Origin of the sequence: Nocardioides sp. R-C-SC26 (assembly GCF_021246465.1) — a bacterium.
Lineage (GTDB): Bacteria > Actinomycetota > Actinomycetes > Propionibacteriales > Nocardioidaceae > Nocardioides.
Genome location: NZ_JAHRHK010000014.1, coordinates 89,557 through 104,767, shown reverse-complemented (window position 1 = coordinate 104,767; position 15,211 = coordinate 89,557). Strand labels below are relative to the sequence as shown.

The following is a 15,211-nucleotide window of genomic DNA, read 5'->3' as shown; positions in this document are numbered from 1 at the left end:
GCGGCGGGGGGCCGCTCGGGGGCCCGACGACGATCTGGTTCACCGCACCGCTGGTGGCGGTGTCGAACGGGTAGCCCGTGATGTCGAGGATGCCCTTGAAGGTGCCGGTGGTGGCGCCCTGCGCGGTGGTGACGGGCGCGTTGACGGGCGAGCCGGCGATCGCTCCGGCGCCGTCGCGACGCGAGATCGCGACGTTGCCGGTGGTGGCGGACGTCGTACCGCTCACGGCGGCCGTGACGGCGTTGTTCGGGGCGCCGTAGGGCTGGACGAAGTAGCCCAGGGTGCCGCCGGCGGCCAGCTCGACGGACTCGGCGGTCGAGCTCAGCACCACGCCGTTGGCGGTGTCGGTGACCGTGGGCGTGGTGGTGTTGTTCACCGCACGCACCGAGACCTCGCCGTTGACGAGACCCGTCGCGGGCCAGTCGTAGGAGAACGTGCCGTCGGCGTCACGGGTGTTGACGGTCTGGATGTCGGTCCAGGTGCCCCCGCCGTTCAGCGAGTACTGGAAGGTCACCGAGTTGATCGAGTCGCCCGCACCGGCGACGAGGCTGATCGTCGGCGTCACACCGGAGGCCTCGGCCTTCAGCGACGCGTCCCCGTCCGTGTTGAAGAACGAGTACAGCGTGATGGTGTTGGCACCGACCTGCGTGTTCACCGAGGTCGCGGCGGCGACGCCCTGGGCGCCGGAGACGGCGAGAGCTGCGACGGCCGAGACCGCGAGCCCACGCTTGAGAGCGCGATTGCGCATAACTGGTATTCCTCCCATGTCGTCATGCTGAGCGGATCTCAGGCATGAGCCCCACAGAGCCCCTCTGGCTCCCCTGGGTTGTGGACCCCCTCTGGTCCACGGGTGGTGCTGGGCCCCCTCAGGCCCTGTCCAGCAACCGACGTGCGTCGGCCGCCTTCCTTCCTAGCACAGTAGCGATGACGCACACCCGTGACGAGCCTGCGATCGCCCATCTGCCCGAAAGGGCACGTCCTGACGCGCCGGGCCTAGGACTGACTAGGTGGTGAGACCACCGAACGGCTGACGCGCGCGACGGCGGCGGTCAGGGCGCCACCCCGACCCGCACGGTCGCCCCCGGAGGCACGAGCGTGCCCGGCTCGGGATCGACGTCGGTCACGGTGCCCGAGCCCAGCCCGTCGACACGATCTCCAGGAACCTCATCGGCCCTCAGGCCGAGCTCGGCAAGGGTTTCGAGGTAGGGCTTCTCGGCGACTCGGAACCCCGGAACAGCGACGTAGCCCTCGACGACGGCGACGGTGTCGAGAAGTGCGTCGACACGCTCTTGGGCGTTGGAGGAACGAGCCCGGAAGACAGCGTTCTCGCTCGGGACGTAGACGCTCGCGCCGTAGATGGCGCGCCCCTTCGCGCCATCGGCACCCAAGGTCTCTTCGAACTCCTCGTCCGGGGAGCGCAACGCGTCCAGGCCGCCGATCTGGATCGGCACCCAGTCGGTGAACTCCTCGCCCTCGTAGGAGGGGCGGACCTCGACACTGTCGGTGTCGGCCGGGTACGGCACGTACATCATGCAGATGGCGCCGATGTCGACCAGCGCCGTCGGCTCGGTCGGCGTGCCGCACTGGTGCGCGTTGGTCGACCATTCCTCCGGGACCGCGATGACGGCGTGTCCCACGCCCACGTATCGCGTACCCACGGGCGGTGCCGGCGCGGCGCTCGCGTCGTCGTTCGCGCCGCCGTCGGACGCCGTGGGCTCGTCGTCATCGCCACCGGCGAAGGCGAACGTCGCTGCTATCGCGGCGACCAGGAAGACCACGACGAGCACTGCTCCCCCACCGCGTCGACGTGGCGTCGGCTCTGTCGTCAGATGGTCGGCAGGAGGCTGGGCGTCCGAGGTAGTCATGCAGGTGGGACGGACGACGCCGGGCCGTGGTTCCGGATTCGGTCATCGAGCTCGTCGAGATGCGGCGGGGGTCTCGACAAGCTCGACCACCGGGTCGCGGGTCTCGACAAGCTCGACCACCGGAACGGGGGTCTCGACAAGCTCGACCACCGCAACGCGCGGGTCTCGACAAGTTCGACCACCGGAGGTCTCCTCGACCACCGGGTTCGGTCAGCGGCGGTTGCCGAGTGCGTCGGTCAGCAACGCCACGAGTGCCTCGAGCTGGATGTCGACCGAGGAGCCGATCTCCTCGTCGGATCCGTCGAGGGCGCGGGCGGCGAGGCCGGCCTTGCTGTCGATCAGCTCGGCGATCCGGCTGTCGATGGTCTGCGCGGCGATGATGCGCCAGGCCGTGACCGGCTCCTCCTGACCGATGCGGTGTACGCGGTCGATCGCCTGTGTCTGCTCGGCGTCGGTCCACGAGAGCTCGGCGAGCACCACGTTGGAGGAGACCTGGAGGTTCAGGCCCACACCGGCGGCGGTGAGCGAGCAGACGACGACGGCGACGTCGGGGTCGGTCACGAAGTCGTCGATCGCCTTCTGGCGCGCGGACGGCGTCTGGTTGCCGCGGATGGAGGAGTACCGCAGGCCCCGCTTGGCGAAGACCTCCTCGGCGGCGTCCATGACATCGATGTGCTTGGCGAAGAACACGACCTTGCCGACGCTGCGCGCGAGCTGGGCGGTGTAGTCGGCCGCCAGTCCCGCCTTGGCGTAGCCGATCTTCCTCATCATCGTGAAGACGTTGTCGCCGCCGGCCTCGGTGGTGGTGTCCTCGCGCTCCCACGCGGCGACCTGGCGCACCAGGTCGTGGTCGATGCCCTCGACCTTCTGGCCCGACCGGCGCGTGGCGATCGCCATGTCGTAGCGCTCCAGCAGACGCCGGGCGAGCTCGCGCTCGGCGTCGCGGATGGAACGGCCCAGCTCGTCGTCCAGCTCCACCGGGAGGTCGGCGATACGTCGTGCCGGAATGTCGGCGGCGACGTCGACCTTGCGGCGACGCACGATGCCCATCTCGATGACGCTCTGCCGCGCCGAAGGGTAGAAGCCCCGGTCGATCGGCGTGTAGCCGTTCTCCTCGAGCTTGACCATCAGCTCGGTGCGCGGCTGCTTCTCGTCGATCCAGCCGAGGAACTGCCAGATCGCGCGGAAGTCCTCGATGTCGTTGATGAGCGGCGTGCCGGTGAGCGCCATCATCAGCGGTCGCGCCGTCCGCGCGCGGATCCGGTCGGCGATGCCGAGCACGTGCTGGGACCGCTGCGACGTCTTGTTCTTGATGAAGTGCGCCTCGTCGACGACCATCCCGCGGAAACCGAACTCGCCGAGCCAGCCGACGTGGCGATCGAGGATCTCGTAGTTGACCACGACGATGTCGGCGAAGGCGTCGAGGTCGGCGCCGTTGCCGTAGACGACGGTGACGGCACGGTTCGGCGTCCAGCGCTCGGCCTCGCGCGCCCAGTTCGCCTTGACGACGTTGGGGACGACCACCAGCAACGGGAACGCCTGGGCGGCCTGGGCCGCCAAGAGGGCCTGGGCCGTCTTGCCCAGGCCGGGCTCGTCGGCGAGCAGATAGGAACGATGACCCGCGCCGGCGGACTCGACCACCTCGGCCTGGTGCTTCATCAGCTCCAGCCCGGACGGTGTGCGCAGGCTCTCCGGCTCGGGCAGCGCCATGCAGGCCGAGGCCCCGTCGGCGGCACGCTCGAACGACTCCAGGAGCGGTTCGATCAGCTCCCACCCGACCAGCCGCCGCGGACCGTCGTAGCGCGGGGTCGTCACGGTGTAGTCGGGTCGCAGGAAGGGGTGGGACAGCAGGCGCCGGGTCACCGACAGCGGCACGACCTGCCGCTCCGCGGCAGCCAGCGCGACGTCGTCCGGCGCGACGGGTCGGTCGACCGGGGCCTCGAGCCCGGCCGCGGCCAGCATCTCCCGACGCAGCTCCTTGGCGTCGAAGGAGAGCTCGGCGCCCTCATCGAGCAGGGCGAACAACGACGGCTCACGAGCCGCCGTCTTGGCGAGGATCGTGCCGATGCCATCGAGACGCTTCAGTTGCTCGGCTCGCTGCGGCTCGGCGATGTCGGCGTCGGTCTTGACCCGGCCGCGCTCCTCGCGCGCCAACAGCGCCACGACCTGGAACTTGGCGCGGACCGAGGAGGTCACCCGCCCCCGCTGCACGGCCGACTCGACCTCGCGGACACCGCGGGCGAGCTGAGGGATGATCCCCTCGTTGTCGAGTCCGGTGCGCTGCTGGTTGCGCGGACGACGCTGCTGACCGCCGCGGGCACCGCCACTCTGCTGGCTACGTCGAGCCACTCACTGCTCCTTCGTGGGAGCGACCAGACGCTCCGAAACGGCGTCGGGCCGCAGTCGACGCCGGCGACGGGGGCCCACTCGAGGTGCGCGGACCTCGTGCATGTCCGTTCGGCGCGATCGCGCGGGGCTGACCGACCACGGTGAGCCCGCTGGAGAGGAGCGACGCCGGGCGTCGCTGCTCTGCACTCATGGTACCCCGCGCGCCGCCCGCGCACCGCAGATGCCCGCAGATCACCCGCCGAGGTCCTCACCCGGTGCCTACGGTGGGTCCATGGACGACGCCCGCCGGATCGAGAACCTGCTCTACACCTACGCCGATCGGATCGATCGCGGCGACCTGGACGGCGTGGCCGCGCTGTTCGCCCACGGGCGGATCCACGGGCAGGAGGGCGGTGGTCCGGAGACCGTGTTCGAGGGTGCGGATCGGGTCCGCGCCCTCTACGGCGCGACGGTGCGGCTCGACCCGGCGTCCGGGACGCCGCAGACCAAGCACCTGACCACCAACGCCATCATCGAGGTCGACGCCGACGCCGGGACGGCGACCTCGTCGTCGAACTACCTGGTCACCCAGGCCACCGCCGAGCTGCCGCTCCAGATCATCGTGACCGGGCGCTACCGCGACACCTTCCACCGCATCGACGGCACCTGGTGGTTCGAGAGCCGCACGATGTACGTCGACCAGACCGGCGACCTCAGCCAGCACCTGCTGTGGTGACCCCGGTGACCTGCTCGGACCACTCCCACAGGCGTGCCGCCTCGGTTCGATCGACGGCGTAGGGCTTCACCCCCGAGCTGTCGCTGCCGCCTGCCTCGTCCACCGCCGCGAGCGGAGCGACGTCGCAGTCGACGAGGTACTCGCCTCCACGATCGGCCAGGAGCGGGGAGACCGCGGCCCAGACGGCCGTCGCGGCACCCTGCTCGGGTGACTTGAACTCGGGAATCGCCACATTGCCGTGCTCGTCCGGTTCGAGCAGCGCGGCGACGTCGTCGGCCGTCAGGTGCCGGCCGAGCGTTGTGAGGATGGCACCCGGATGCACCGAGAACGCACGGATGCCGCGTCCGCGGCCACGGCGGTCGGCCTCGACGGCGAACAGCGCGTTGGCCGTCTTCGACTGCCCGTAGGCCAGCCACTTGTCGTAGCCGTCCTCGAACCACGGGTCGTCCCAGCGGATCGGCGAGTAGTAGTGGCCGGCCGAGGAGACGCTGACTACGCGCGCGCCGTCGGCGAGCAGCGACCACATACCGACGGTCAGGGCGAAGTGGCCGAGGTGATTGGTGGCGAGCTGCATCTCCCAGCCCTGCGGTGTGCGGGTCTCGGGCAACGCCATGATGCCGGCGTTGTTGATGACGGCGTCCAGGCGCACACCGTCGGCCACCAGGCCGGCGACATAGCCCGCGACGCTGCCCTGGTCGGCGAGATCCAGCGTGCCGATCTCGACGCCGTCGCAGCCGGCGAGCGCATCCCGGGCGACCTCGGGACGACGGGCGGGCGCGAGCACGCGCGCACCGGCGTCGGTCAACGCACGGGTGATCGCGGTACCGATGCCGGCGTAGCCGCCGGTGACCAGGACCGTGCGACCGGTCAGGTCGTGGCCGGCGAGGACCTCGGACGCCGTCGAGCCGGCACCGAACGGTGAGCCGAGGGGCTGTTGGCGGGGCGACGTCGGGGCTGACATGGCCCCGGACAGTAGTGGACACCTGTCCGGTTCGTGACCGCCGCCACTACGGTGTCGACGTGAATCCCCTGCAGCGCTCGGCCCTCGACCTGGCGCACCGCGCCGTCCAGATCGGCCACCGCTGCGTCGAGCGGGCGGGCGAGGTCACGCCCGACACGAGGACCGGGCGTCGGTTCGGCGCGCTCGGGCCGGGGAGCCTGATCGGCTACCCGCAGGCATCGCTGGTGAACATCGAGCGGATGCACTTCGGGCGCGACGTGCTCGTGGGGCGGCACGCCACGCTGGCGATCGGCTACGGCCCCGGCGACCCCTATGCCCCCGACCGCGCGCTGGTCGTCGGCGACCGCGCCGTGCTCGGCGCCCGGATCACCATCACCGCGCACGAGTCGATCGTGATCGGCGACGACGTCTTCTTCGGCCAGAACGTGTTCGTCACCGATGCCAGCCACGGCTACCAGGACCCCGAGCTCCCGATCGGACGACAGTTCGGTCCGCACGCGCCGGTGTCGATCGGCGCAGGTAGCTGGATCGGCCACGGCGCGATGATCCTGCCGGGCGCGCAGATCGGTCGGAACGTCGTGGTGGCCGCCGGGTCCGTCGTCCGGGGGTCGGTGCCGGATCGCGCCATCGTGGCCGGGACACCCGCCCGGATCGTGCGGTCCTTCGAGCCCGGCGTCGGGTGGGCCGACCGCCACGGCGACGTGCGCCCGATCGTGCCGGGCGTGTTCTCCGGCGTCCAAGCACTCGCGACCCCGGAGACGTCGGACGTCGTCGAGGACTCGTTGCCGCTGACGTGAGAGGCCGCGATCGCTGAGGTCGGGGATCGCACCTGACGCACGGCGGCCCGGGACGCACGTCGCGCCCCGGGCCGTCGATCAGCGTGGCGTCACTCCGCGGACGTGGCGCACTCCGCAGCGTCGTCAGCCAGGCCGGACAGCGCCTCGGCGTCCTTGTCGGACCCCTCGTAGTCCTCGTCGCCGTCGACGAGCGCGCGCAGCGTCTCGTCGGAGACGTCGGACTTCTCGAGCGCCTCGGCGATGCAGTCGACGACGCCGTCGGGCATCGAGTCGGCGACCTCCTGGGGCAGCGTCGGCACGTCTCCGCCCTTGATGGCGTCGGCGATCTCATCCGCGCTCGGCCGGTCTCCACCGCCGCCGCAGGCGGTGAGGGCGAACGCCATCGGGACGGCGACGGCTGCGATCTTGAATCGACGGATCGACACGTGGACTCCTCTAAGTCGGGCCCGCCGGCGCTCGGTCGGCCGGCGGCACCGGCCTCATTCCACCCAGGGGAGCGTGCGAAACCCGGCCCCGCGCGACCGCTCAGAGACGCGCGCCGGTCACGGCCTCGACGTAGGTCACCAGCCGCTCGACGGCGGCGTCGTCTCCGGATCGCTGCCACCCGAACGTCGTCGGCCGCTGCGCTCGGTCGTGCCAGAAGTGCGGTGGCCGCGACGGTGGCCGCGTCGCGATCAACCACACCGCGGTGTCCGCGGCGTCGGCCGCCGTGCGCAGCAGCGGCCGCGTGAGCCGCTCGAAGCGCGGCAGGTGCTCCAGGACACCGGGAGTGCCGGACCATCCCGGATGCATGCTGGTGACCGAGACGCCGTCGACTGCCAGGGCGTCGGCCCACACCGCGGCCAGCTCGACCTGCATCCGCTTGGTGCGCGCATAGGCCTGGACGCCGTCGTACTCGCCGTGGCGGAACTCGATGTCGTCGGCGTCGTCGGCGTGCAGTCGTGCGCCGTACATGCCGCCCGAGCTCATCCAGACCACGCTCGCGGCGCCCGACGCGGCCAACGGCTCGCGCAGACCGGCGGTGAGCAGGTGCGGTCCGAGCACGTGCACGGCCAGTCCGATCTCGTGGCCCTGGGGGCTCTCCTCCCGCGCCTCGGTCATCGTTCCCGCGTTGTGCAGCAGGCCGTCGAGTCGCCCGATGCGTTCCAGCGCACCCGCCGTCCACGAGCGGACGGCGTCGAGATCGCCGACGTCGCAGACCTCCCCGACGATCTCCGACCCGGGGAAGCGCTGCCGGGTGGACTGCACACACCGCTCCACCTTCTCCGCGTTGCGACCGAGCAGGTGCACGGCGGCTCCGAGCTCGAGCAGGCCCTCGACCGCGGCGGCACCGATTCCCGACGTCGCCCCGGTGACGAGTACGCGCTTGCCCGCGAGGGAAGCCGGCGGCGGGTCCGCCGGCCACCATCGCGAGCGCAGCGCCGGGCCGACCCGGCCGTACCCGAGCACGACACTGCGGTCCAGGGCGGCGTCCACCGCCGATGTCAGACGTCCACGAACGGCCATGCCCCGACCCTACGAACCGGCCGCTCACCCGGACGGGCGTGCGTCGATGCGTCGCCCGGGAGATCGGGCGTACCACTAGGGTCGCGAGGATGGTGACGACGACGGCGCCCGAACGTCAGCTGCTCGAGGAGATGCTCGACGCCCAGCGTCGCGCCGTCGCCGCGCTGCTGGACGACGTCGACGAGACCGAGGCGCGTGAGCGGCTGGTGCCCTCGCTGACCACCGTGCTCGGGCTGGTACGGCACGCGACCTTCGTCGAGCTGGTCTGGTTCCACGCCCGCGTGGACAGCGTGGCGCGGCGCGACCTCGGCCTGCCCGACACCGTGGACGAGAGCTTCCTCCTCGGCGACGACGACACGGTCGACTCCGTGCGCGCCGCCTACCTGGCCGCCTGCGAGCGTTCACGCGCGATCGCCGTCGAGCACGAGCTGGACGAGGAGTGGGACTGGCACCGGGCCCGGGTGAGCCTGCGGTTCATCTACGCGCACATGATCGCCGAGCTGGCCCGGCACGCCGGCCACGGCGACATCCTGGTCGAGCAGTTGCGCGCTCGACGTCCTCAGAGGTCGCGCGGATAGGGGCTGTCGTGGTGGGCGTCGTCCCAGCGCGTGCAGGGGTGCCGCCGACGAGGGAGCCGTGCTGAAAGCACGGCGACGCCGGAGTTGGTGCTCAGGTACGTGCGGGGGCGGCGGCCGCCCGACATCTGCCCTGTCCGCAGGATCTCTTCAGTAGTCCGGATCGTCGCGACGCGCGCAGATCTCTGCGGTGAGCGCGGCACGCAGGTCGTCGTGAGCGGGACCCAGCATCGTCGTCGGGTCGGCCCACCGGCTGGGGTCGTGGCTCCACACCGGGCGCCCGATGACGCCGGGCGGCTCCCACTCGTACCGAGGCCAGATGTGACAGTGCAGGAACGCGTCGGTGTTCCCGAGGATCTCCACATTCATCCGACGGAATGCTGGGTCGAACTGGCGGCAGACCGTCTCGACGGCGTCCGCGATCAGGTCGACGTCGGCCAGGTAGCGCAACCGTTCAGTACGGGGGAGGTCGGAAAGCCGGTCGACTCCCGGGTGCGCGGCCAGCGCAAGGGAGTACCCCGGCAGGAACTGGACGTCGCCGATCACCGCGAAAGACGCGTCCAGGCGTGCCATCACGGTGGGGTTGCGGCCCTCGATCGCCGACTGCACGCGCTCCCCTCGCCAGTCAGTCACCCCGTCACCGTAACCAGGAGTGCGTCCTGCCAAAGGAGCGCGTCACCAGGTCGAGAGACCACCTCGCGATGGTTCGCTTTGGTCGCGGCCTCGCGGATCGCCGCGGACCGTCGTCGGAGGTAGGTCGCTCCGTCACCCGATCCTGATGATCGACCGCTGATCCTGGGAGTCCGCGTGCTCCGGCCGGTGGGCGGTGCGTGGACTCGTTCGTCGACGTCAGCACGCCATCTTGTCGGTCCTCCGGGCGGGAGGCCGAGCCGGCACGACCTGCTCGCTCCGACCGTCCTGCCAGACGACGAGTGCCTGGAGATCCTGCCGGCCCAGCCACGTGATCGCCCCGTCGTCGAGGGCGTAGGCGGCGGTGGCGGCGAGGTCGGCTGTGATCAGGTCGTCCGAGATCACGGTCACCTGGGCGACGGCGACGGGAGACCTGCCGGTGCGCGCGTCGACGACGTGGCGGCCACGGTGTGCGGCGCCCGAGGTGGCCACGGCACCATGGCGCAACTCGAGGCGGGCGAGGAGGGCCGTCGGGTCGCCGGGGTCCTCGATACCGATGCCCCACGGCTGACGGTCGTGCTCGGCCACATGTGCGACGAGGTCTCCGCCGGCGGAGAGACAGAAGTCGGTGCCGACCAACTGGCGAAGGTGCTCGCTCGCGCGGTGGACCGCCCACCCCTTGACGACGCCGCTCGGGTCGAGGTGTCGTCGCCCGTCGGCCCGCGAGCGCCACACGTCGAAGGCGCCGTCGGTGTCCAGCCGCGCCTGTTCACCGAGCTCGAGGACCTCACGGACCTCGGACGCCACGAACGTCCCGACCGCGTCGCCGAGGTCGCCGAGAGCCAGCTGGCCGCGGTTGACCCGGCTGATCACGGAGTCGTCTCGGTAGGTGCTGAACACACTGTCGGCGTGACGGAGGTCCTCCATGACGCGGGACCAGGCGCGGAGTCCGCGGCTGGACTGCGCGTGTGCCCCGCGGAGGGCGATGCTGATCGGCATGCCCATGACGTGCTCGACGGCCCGCCAGGTGCCGTCGACGGTCATGCGGTGGTCCTGCGTGCGGTGGTCGCGTCGCCGACGACGGGGGCGGCGGTCCCGCTGCCGGCACGGTCCAACGCGGCTTGAAGCGACTGCTGGTAGCCCTCGCTGGTGTAGGTGGCGCCGCTGACCATGTCGACACCGTGCGCTCGGAGCTGGTCGGCGGTGGTGCCGATGGTGTGGTTGACGAGGATGGGCAGAGCTCGCGAGTTGACCTGTTCGTCGGTGGAGTTCCCGGTGGGGTGCTGCAGCACCGTGGCGCCGACGACGGTGCCGTTGTCGAGCGTCAGCTCGACCTGGACGGGGCCCCAGCGGGTCTGGACGGTGTCGCCGGCGAAGGTGCCCACACCCGGGCCGGTCCCGGTCACGGTGGTGGTCCCGGCGGTGTAGTCGCCGGCAGAGGCGAGCGCGGCGGGGCCCATCGTGGATGTGCGGTAGCCGATCAGGAGGACGAGTGCGGCGATGGTGGACATCGTCCACAGCACGATGCGTCTCATGCCTCTCACCACTCGAACGTCTCGACGTGGAGCTGCCCGTCGGGCAGCCCCAGACGGCGGAGGTCTCCGCCGACGAGGTCCGCCCAGGCGGGTGGGCCGCAGACGTAGACGTCGCGGTCGGCGAGGTCGGGAACCCACTCGGCGAGCACGTGGTGGTCGGCTCGGTGGCGATGGTGGGGTGCCAGCTCGGCGCCGAGCCATGAGGCCCGCCCTCGACGCGAGCCGCGGCTGCGGAGGACGTGGAGGCCACGGTCGCGGGCGAGATCGTCGAGCTCCTCGCGGAACAGCGGAACGGAGGTGTAGCGCTCGATCAGGGTGGCGTCGCCGGGGGCGTAGGCGAGGCCCTCGGCCAGCGCACGGATGGGAGCGAGCCCGGCGCCTGCGCCGATGAGCAGCACGCGGGGCCGGGTGCGGACCCGCGCTGTGAGGCGTCCGTGGGGTCCCTCGAACAGCACCCGGGTGCCGGACTCGAGAGCGGCCAGGCTGGTACTGCCGTCGCCGACGCCCTGGACGGTGATGCGCAGGCTGCGTCCGTCGGGAGCAGCCGAGAGGGAGTAGGGATTTCCTCGGGTCCAGCCGGGCCGGCCGAGGAATCTCCAGGTGAGGAACTGCCCGGCCAGGGCAGGGAGTCGGTCGAGACGGCGCCCCGTCATGTGGATCGAGACGATTCCCGGGCCCTCGGGAACCACGTGGGTGACGGCGATCCGGTGGCGCAGGTTCTGGGCGAGGGGGACGCCGAGGCGGAACACGATGACCGTGGCCAGGGTCATCGCCCAGGCCGTCCACCAGAAGAAGGTCCGGCCTGGGGACGCGGTGAACTCCTGCCCGGTCCAGAGCTGGTGCGGAAAAGCCAGGCCGACACCGAGGTAGGCGTAGAGGTGGAGCAGGTGCCACGACTCGTAGCGGAGCCGACGGCGGGCGGCCCGGATCGAGGTGCCGACCACCATGAACAGGCACATGGTGCCGGCCGCGGCCAGCAGCATGCCCGGGTAGGTGACGCTGATCGTCCAGGTCATGCCGGGAAGGTCGGGAAGCGAGCCGCCGGCGTAGCCCCAGACGATCAGCACGATGTGGGCCAGCATCACGGTGAAGGAGGAGAAGCCGACCGTGCGGTGGATGCGCGCGAGGCGGTCCTGACCGAAGGCACGCTCGATCACGGGGACCCGCGCCATGAGCACGACCTGTCCGAGCAGCAGCGCCGAGGCCACCAGTCCCGCCAGGCGCCCCAGGGAGACGAGCCCGGCGGGCCAGGAGGCGAGGTCCTGGACGCCGTCGCCGGCGGCCCACCACCAGGTCACCAGGAGGAGCACTGCCGCCCCCAGCCCGGTAGCAGCCCCCCGGGTGAAGCGGTCTCGAGTTGCGAACCTCCGCCGGTGTCCGGCCGTTCGGCCTTCGGGCGGCAACGTCTGGCCCGGCGATACCGGGAGCATCGTGGTCATGTGTCCCTCCGTGTTCTGGTGGGACGACTGTGGCGCCGCCAACCTGTCACCTACCTGACCAGCGGCAGTCAGGTTGTTGGCAGGTCCGCCTCGCCAGGCTGGTCGTCATGTTCGATGTGATCAACGGGCTCCCGGTGCATCCCCTCGTGGTGCACGCTGTCGTCGTCCTGCTGCCGCTGGCGGTCCTGGGCACCATCGCCATCGCCGTCGTGCCGCGATGGCGCACCTCGTACGGCCCCCTCGTCGTAGCCGACGCCCTGGTCGCGACGTTGCTCGTTCCGGTCGCCACCTCCAGCGGTGAGCAGCTCGAGCGTCACGTGGGCGATCCCGGTCAGCACGCCGAGCTGGGCGACCAGCTCATCTGGTTCGCCCTGCCCCTGCTCGTGCTGTCGGCCGCCCTGGTCTGGATCGAGAGGCGAGCCTCACGTAGCCCGGTCGTCCCGTCCGCCGAGCCGTCCACCAGTGGTCCGAGACGTCCGTGGATCCGCACCACGGTCGCGGTGCTGGCTGTGGTGGCCGGAGTGGCGGCCGGGGTCCAGGTGTACCGAGTGGGCGATTCGGGGGCACGTGCGGCGTGGGGAGACCAGGTCAGCGAGTCCAGCCGGTAGCCCTGGCCCGAGTGGTCGCGAGCCGTGCGTCGTGGACGATCCGTCGTGGAGTCGCGCGCCCCGCGGAGTGCAGCGGGCACACTCTGATCGACGACACGTTCACGATTGCGGAGGTGGAGACGTTGCGAGTGGGCGTCTGCGAGGACCACGAGCCGATCCGCCGTGCGCTGGTCCGAGCCCTGCGCCAGGCAGGGCACGACGTGGTCCCTGCCCACAACGGTCGCGAGGCCGTGGCGTTGTTCGGCTCCGACGCCTCGCTCGACGTGATCGTGATGGACATCGGACTCCCGGACGCCGACGGCCGCGACGTCGTGAGGGCCCTCAAGTCTGCCGGGCAGCTCGCACCCGTGCTGTTCCTCACCGCCCTGGACGCCGTCCACGACAAGCTCGAGGGCTTCGCCGCGGGCGCCGACGACTACGTGGTCAAGCCGTTCGAGCTACGCGAGGTCCTGGTCCGACTCGAGGTCCTGGCCGCCCGGCGTCCGGCAGAGGCCGTCTCCGACCGCGGATTCGTGCTCGACCCCCTGACCCATTCGGTACGTACCAGTCGCGGCGAGGTCAGGCTGAGCCCGACCGAGTTCCGCATGCTGGCCGCGATCGCGGCCAGGCCCGGACAGGTCGTGCGGCGACGGACCGTGGTCGCGGCGGCGTGGCCCGACGGTGCCTCGGTCAGCGAGAACACCATCGACAGCTACATCCGACGCATCCGCACCAAGCTCGACGAGATCGAGTCGCCGTCAGGGATCGAGACCGTCCGTGGAGTCGGCTTCCGTGTCCTCTGAATCGTCTCGGTCGACCGTGCCGGCCAGCCCGAGCGCGGCTGGCGCGCTGCGGCGACGGCTGATCCTGGCCGCGGCCGGTGTGACCCTGATCCTCGCGGTCCTCCTGGTGGTCGTCGTGCAGGTCGTGCTGGAGAGGACGTCCAGCCAAGCAGTCGACCGGGTCCTCTCCGATCGCGCTGCGGCGGTCGTCGCCGACACCGGGGCCCTCGATGGACGGCTGGTGGTCCCCGTCGGCGAGCTCGGCCCCGGGACCGTCGTCTACGACGAGGGCGGGACGCTGGTCGCCGGCACCGTCCCGCCCGCACAGCAGGCCGAGTTCGGTGCGCTCGCCGGTGCGTCGCGTATCCAGGTCCGGCACGACGTCGGGGGCTACCAGCTGCTCGCCGTCCCGTTCGAGACCAGCGGTGGCGCTGAGCGCCAGCGCGCGGTCGCGGGCGTCGTGGTCGTCTCGGAGTCCTTGACGGCCTACGAGGACCAGGAGCGAGCCGCGCTCGCCGTGTGCGTGGCCGCCGGCCTGCTGTTGGTGCTCCTCACGACGGCATGCGCCGCCTGGGCCAGCCGCCGGGCGCTCGCGCCCGTGGCGGCCATGGCGCGCACCGCCGAGGAGTGGAGCTCGCACCACCTGGACCACCGCTTCGGGCTCGGCGAGCCCACCGACGAGATACGAGCGCTGGGACACACGCTCGATCGACTGCTGGACCGCGTCGCCCAGGCCATCACCGACGAACAGCGACTCACGTCCGAGCTGGCCCACGAGCTGCGTACGCCACTGACTGCCCTGCAGACCACGGTGGAGCTCATCTCCTACCGCGAAGACCTCGACGAGGAGCTGCGCGCCGACGTCGCCGAACTCATGGCCTCCTGCCGCACCATGGGTGCCACCATCACCGGCCTGCTGGACCTGGCGCGGTCCCATGCCCGGTCACCGGGCGGTGCGGACAGGCGTGGCCAGAGTCAGCTCCTCGCCGTCCTCGCGGAGGCCATGCGCCAGGTCGAGGACCCCTCCAGGATCGACCTCTTGACCGTTCCCGAGCTCACGGTCGGCGTGCCCACGGACCTGGCAGTCCGCGCTCTGGGTCCCGTACTGGAGAACGCCCTGCGCCACGGGCAGCGCGTGGCGGTCCACGCCCATGTCGTCGGTTCCCACGTCGCCGTCGCCATCAGCGACGACGGCCCGGGGGTCGCCCCCCACGTCGCCGAGGTCATCTTCGATGTCGGCAGCACGACTCACGCGGGTGGCAGCGGCCTCGGGCTGGCGCTGGCGCGCCGGATCGCACGCAGCGTCGGCGGCGACGTCCTCCTGGAGAGCGGCACTGGCACGCAGACCGATCCGGCCGCCTCCGGCTCAGGCCGAGGTGCGACCTTCACCATCCTCCTGCCCACCTAGCCCAGCAGCACGGAGGGGAAGCCAGGCTGTCAGGTCATTGGCAGGTCGCCGGGGCCATCGTC

At 71.3% G+C, this 15,211-nt stretch carries 16 protein-coding genes; 6 read left to right on the top strand and 10 right to left on the bottom strand.

The genetic code is table 11. From position 1 onward, the window contains the following. The 3 genes from KSO97_RS13550 to KSO97_RS13540 all read right to left on the bottom strand — a co-directional run. On the bottom strand, positions 1 to 748 hold a 748-nt coding region (locus KSO97_RS13550; protein WP_232679743.1), incomplete at its 3' end, for a hypothetical protein. Between the two features lie 301 nt (positions 749 to 1,049). Beyond that, complete coding sequence (locus KSO97_RS13545; protein ID WP_232679741.1) at positions 1,050 to 1,865, bottom strand: PASTA domain-containing protein; 816 nt, start codon at positions 1,863 to 1,865, stop codon at positions 1,050 to 1,052. A gap of 210 nt (positions 1,866 to 2,075) precedes the next feature. After that, on the bottom strand, positions 2,076 to 4,214 hold the full coding sequence (locus tag KSO97_RS13540; RefSeq protein WP_232679740.1) for a DEAD/DEAH box helicase: 2,139 nt from the start codon (positions 4,212 to 4,214) through the stop codon (positions 2,076 to 2,078). Between the two features lie 271 nt (positions 4,215 to 4,485). Here KSO97_RS13540 and KSO97_RS13535 point away from each other — a divergent pair, with 271 nt between their 5' ends. After that, positions 4,486 to 4,929: a nuclear transport factor 2 family protein gene (locus KSO97_RS13535; RefSeq protein ID WP_232679738.1), complete on the top strand. Its 444-nt coding sequence runs from the start codon at positions 4,486 to 4,488 to the stop codon at positions 4,927 to 4,929. Here the strand turns inward: KSO97_RS13535 and KSO97_RS13530 are convergent. After that, positions 4,907 to 5,890: an oxidoreductase gene (locus tag KSO97_RS13530; RefSeq protein ID WP_232679736.1), complete on the bottom strand. Its 984-nt coding sequence runs from the start codon at positions 5,888 to 5,890 to the stop codon at positions 4,907 to 4,909. The genes KSO97_RS13535 and KSO97_RS13530 overlap by 23 nt on opposite strands. Positions 5,891 to 5,949: 59 nt before the next feature. Here KSO97_RS13530 and KSO97_RS13525 point away from each other — a divergent pair, with 59 nt between their 5' ends. Then, positions 5,950 to 6,687 carry an acyltransferase gene (locus KSO97_RS13525; RefSeq protein ID WP_308188305.1) on the top strand — a complete coding sequence of 246 codons (738 nt, stop codon included), beginning with the start codon at positions 5,950 to 5,952 and terminating at the stop codon, positions 6,685 to 6,687. Positions 6,688 to 6,776: 89 nt separating this feature from the next. Here the strand turns inward: KSO97_RS13525 and KSO97_RS13520 are convergent, their stop codons facing one another. Together KSO97_RS13520 and KSO97_RS13515 are read right to left on the bottom strand one after the other, a co-directional pair. Further along, positions 6,777 to 7,112 (bottom strand): hypothetical protein, encoded by a 336-nt coding sequence (locus KSO97_RS13520; protein ID WP_232679734.1) that lies wholly within the window; start codon positions 7,110 to 7,112, stop codon positions 6,777 to 6,779. A 100-nt stretch (positions 7,113 to 7,212) separates the two neighbouring features. Beyond that, the gene (locus KSO97_RS13515; RefSeq protein ID WP_232679732.1) at positions 7,213 to 8,193 is read right to left on the bottom strand and encodes an SDR family NAD(P)-dependent oxidoreductase; all 981 of its coding nucleotides are present in this window, start codon (positions 8,191 to 8,193) and stop codon (positions 7,213 to 7,215) included. An 89-nt stretch (positions 8,194 to 8,282) separates the two neighbouring features. On the opposite strand from KSO97_RS13515, the gene KSO97_RS13510 reads away from it, so the two are divergent. Then, positions 8,283 to 8,771 (top strand): DinB family protein, encoded by a 489-nt coding sequence (locus KSO97_RS13510; protein ID WP_232679731.1) that lies wholly within the window; start codon positions 8,283 to 8,285, stop codon positions 8,769 to 8,771. Positions 8,772 to 8,918: 147 nt separating this feature from the next. On the opposite strand, the gene KSO97_RS13505 is transcribed toward KSO97_RS13510, so the two are convergent. The 4 genes from KSO97_RS13505 to KSO97_RS13490 form a co-directional block, all read right to left on the bottom strand. Beyond that, positions 8,919 to 9,401: an HIT family protein gene (locus KSO97_RS13505; protein ID WP_232679729.1), complete on the bottom strand. Its 483-nt coding sequence runs from the start codon at positions 9,399 to 9,401 to the stop codon at positions 8,919 to 8,921. Between the two features lie 216 nt (positions 9,402 to 9,617). Then, positions 9,618 to 10,442: an FAD:protein FMN transferase gene (locus tag KSO97_RS13500; RefSeq protein ID WP_232679727.1), complete on the bottom strand. Its 825-nt coding sequence runs from the start codon at positions 10,440 to 10,442 to the stop codon at positions 9,618 to 9,620. Continuing rightward, on the bottom strand, positions 10,439 to 10,933 hold the full coding sequence (locus KSO97_RS13495) for an FMN-binding protein (RefSeq protein WP_232679725.1): 495 nt from the start codon (positions 10,931 to 10,933) through the stop codon (positions 10,439 to 10,441). The genes KSO97_RS13500 and KSO97_RS13495 overlap by 4 nt, the downstream gene beginning before the upstream one ends. A 5-nt stretch (positions 10,934 to 10,938) precedes the next feature. Beyond that, positions 10,939 to 12,243 carry a ferric reductase-like transmembrane domain-containing protein gene (locus KSO97_RS13490; RefSeq protein ID WP_232679723.1) on the bottom strand — a complete coding sequence of 435 codons (1,305 nt, stop codon included), beginning with the start codon at positions 12,241 to 12,243 and terminating at the stop codon, positions 10,939 to 10,941. 236 nt (positions 12,244 to 12,479) lie between these two features. On the opposite strand from KSO97_RS13490, the gene KSO97_RS13485 reads away from it, so the two are divergent. From KSO97_RS13485 to KSO97_RS18370, 3 genes are all read left to right on the top strand, one after another. Continuing rightward, positions 12,480 to 12,980, top strand: a complete 501-nt coding sequence (locus KSO97_RS13485; RefSeq protein ID WP_232679721.1) for a DUF2231 domain-containing protein — start codon at positions 12,480 to 12,482, stop codon at positions 12,978 to 12,980. Positions 12,981 to 13,093: 113 nt separating this feature from the next. Then, on the top strand, positions 13,094 to 13,762 hold the full coding sequence (locus tag KSO97_RS13480; protein ID WP_232679719.1) for a response regulator transcription factor: 669 nt from the start codon (positions 13,094 to 13,096) through the stop codon (positions 13,760 to 13,762). 16 nt (positions 13,763 to 13,778) lie between these two features. Then, entirely contained in the window at positions 13,779 to 15,149 is a 1,371-nt protein-coding gene (locus tag KSO97_RS18370; RefSeq protein ID WP_232679718.1) for a HAMP domain-containing sensor histidine kinase, read from the top strand. The last annotated feature ends 62 nt before the right edge of the window (positions 15,150 to 15,211 follow it).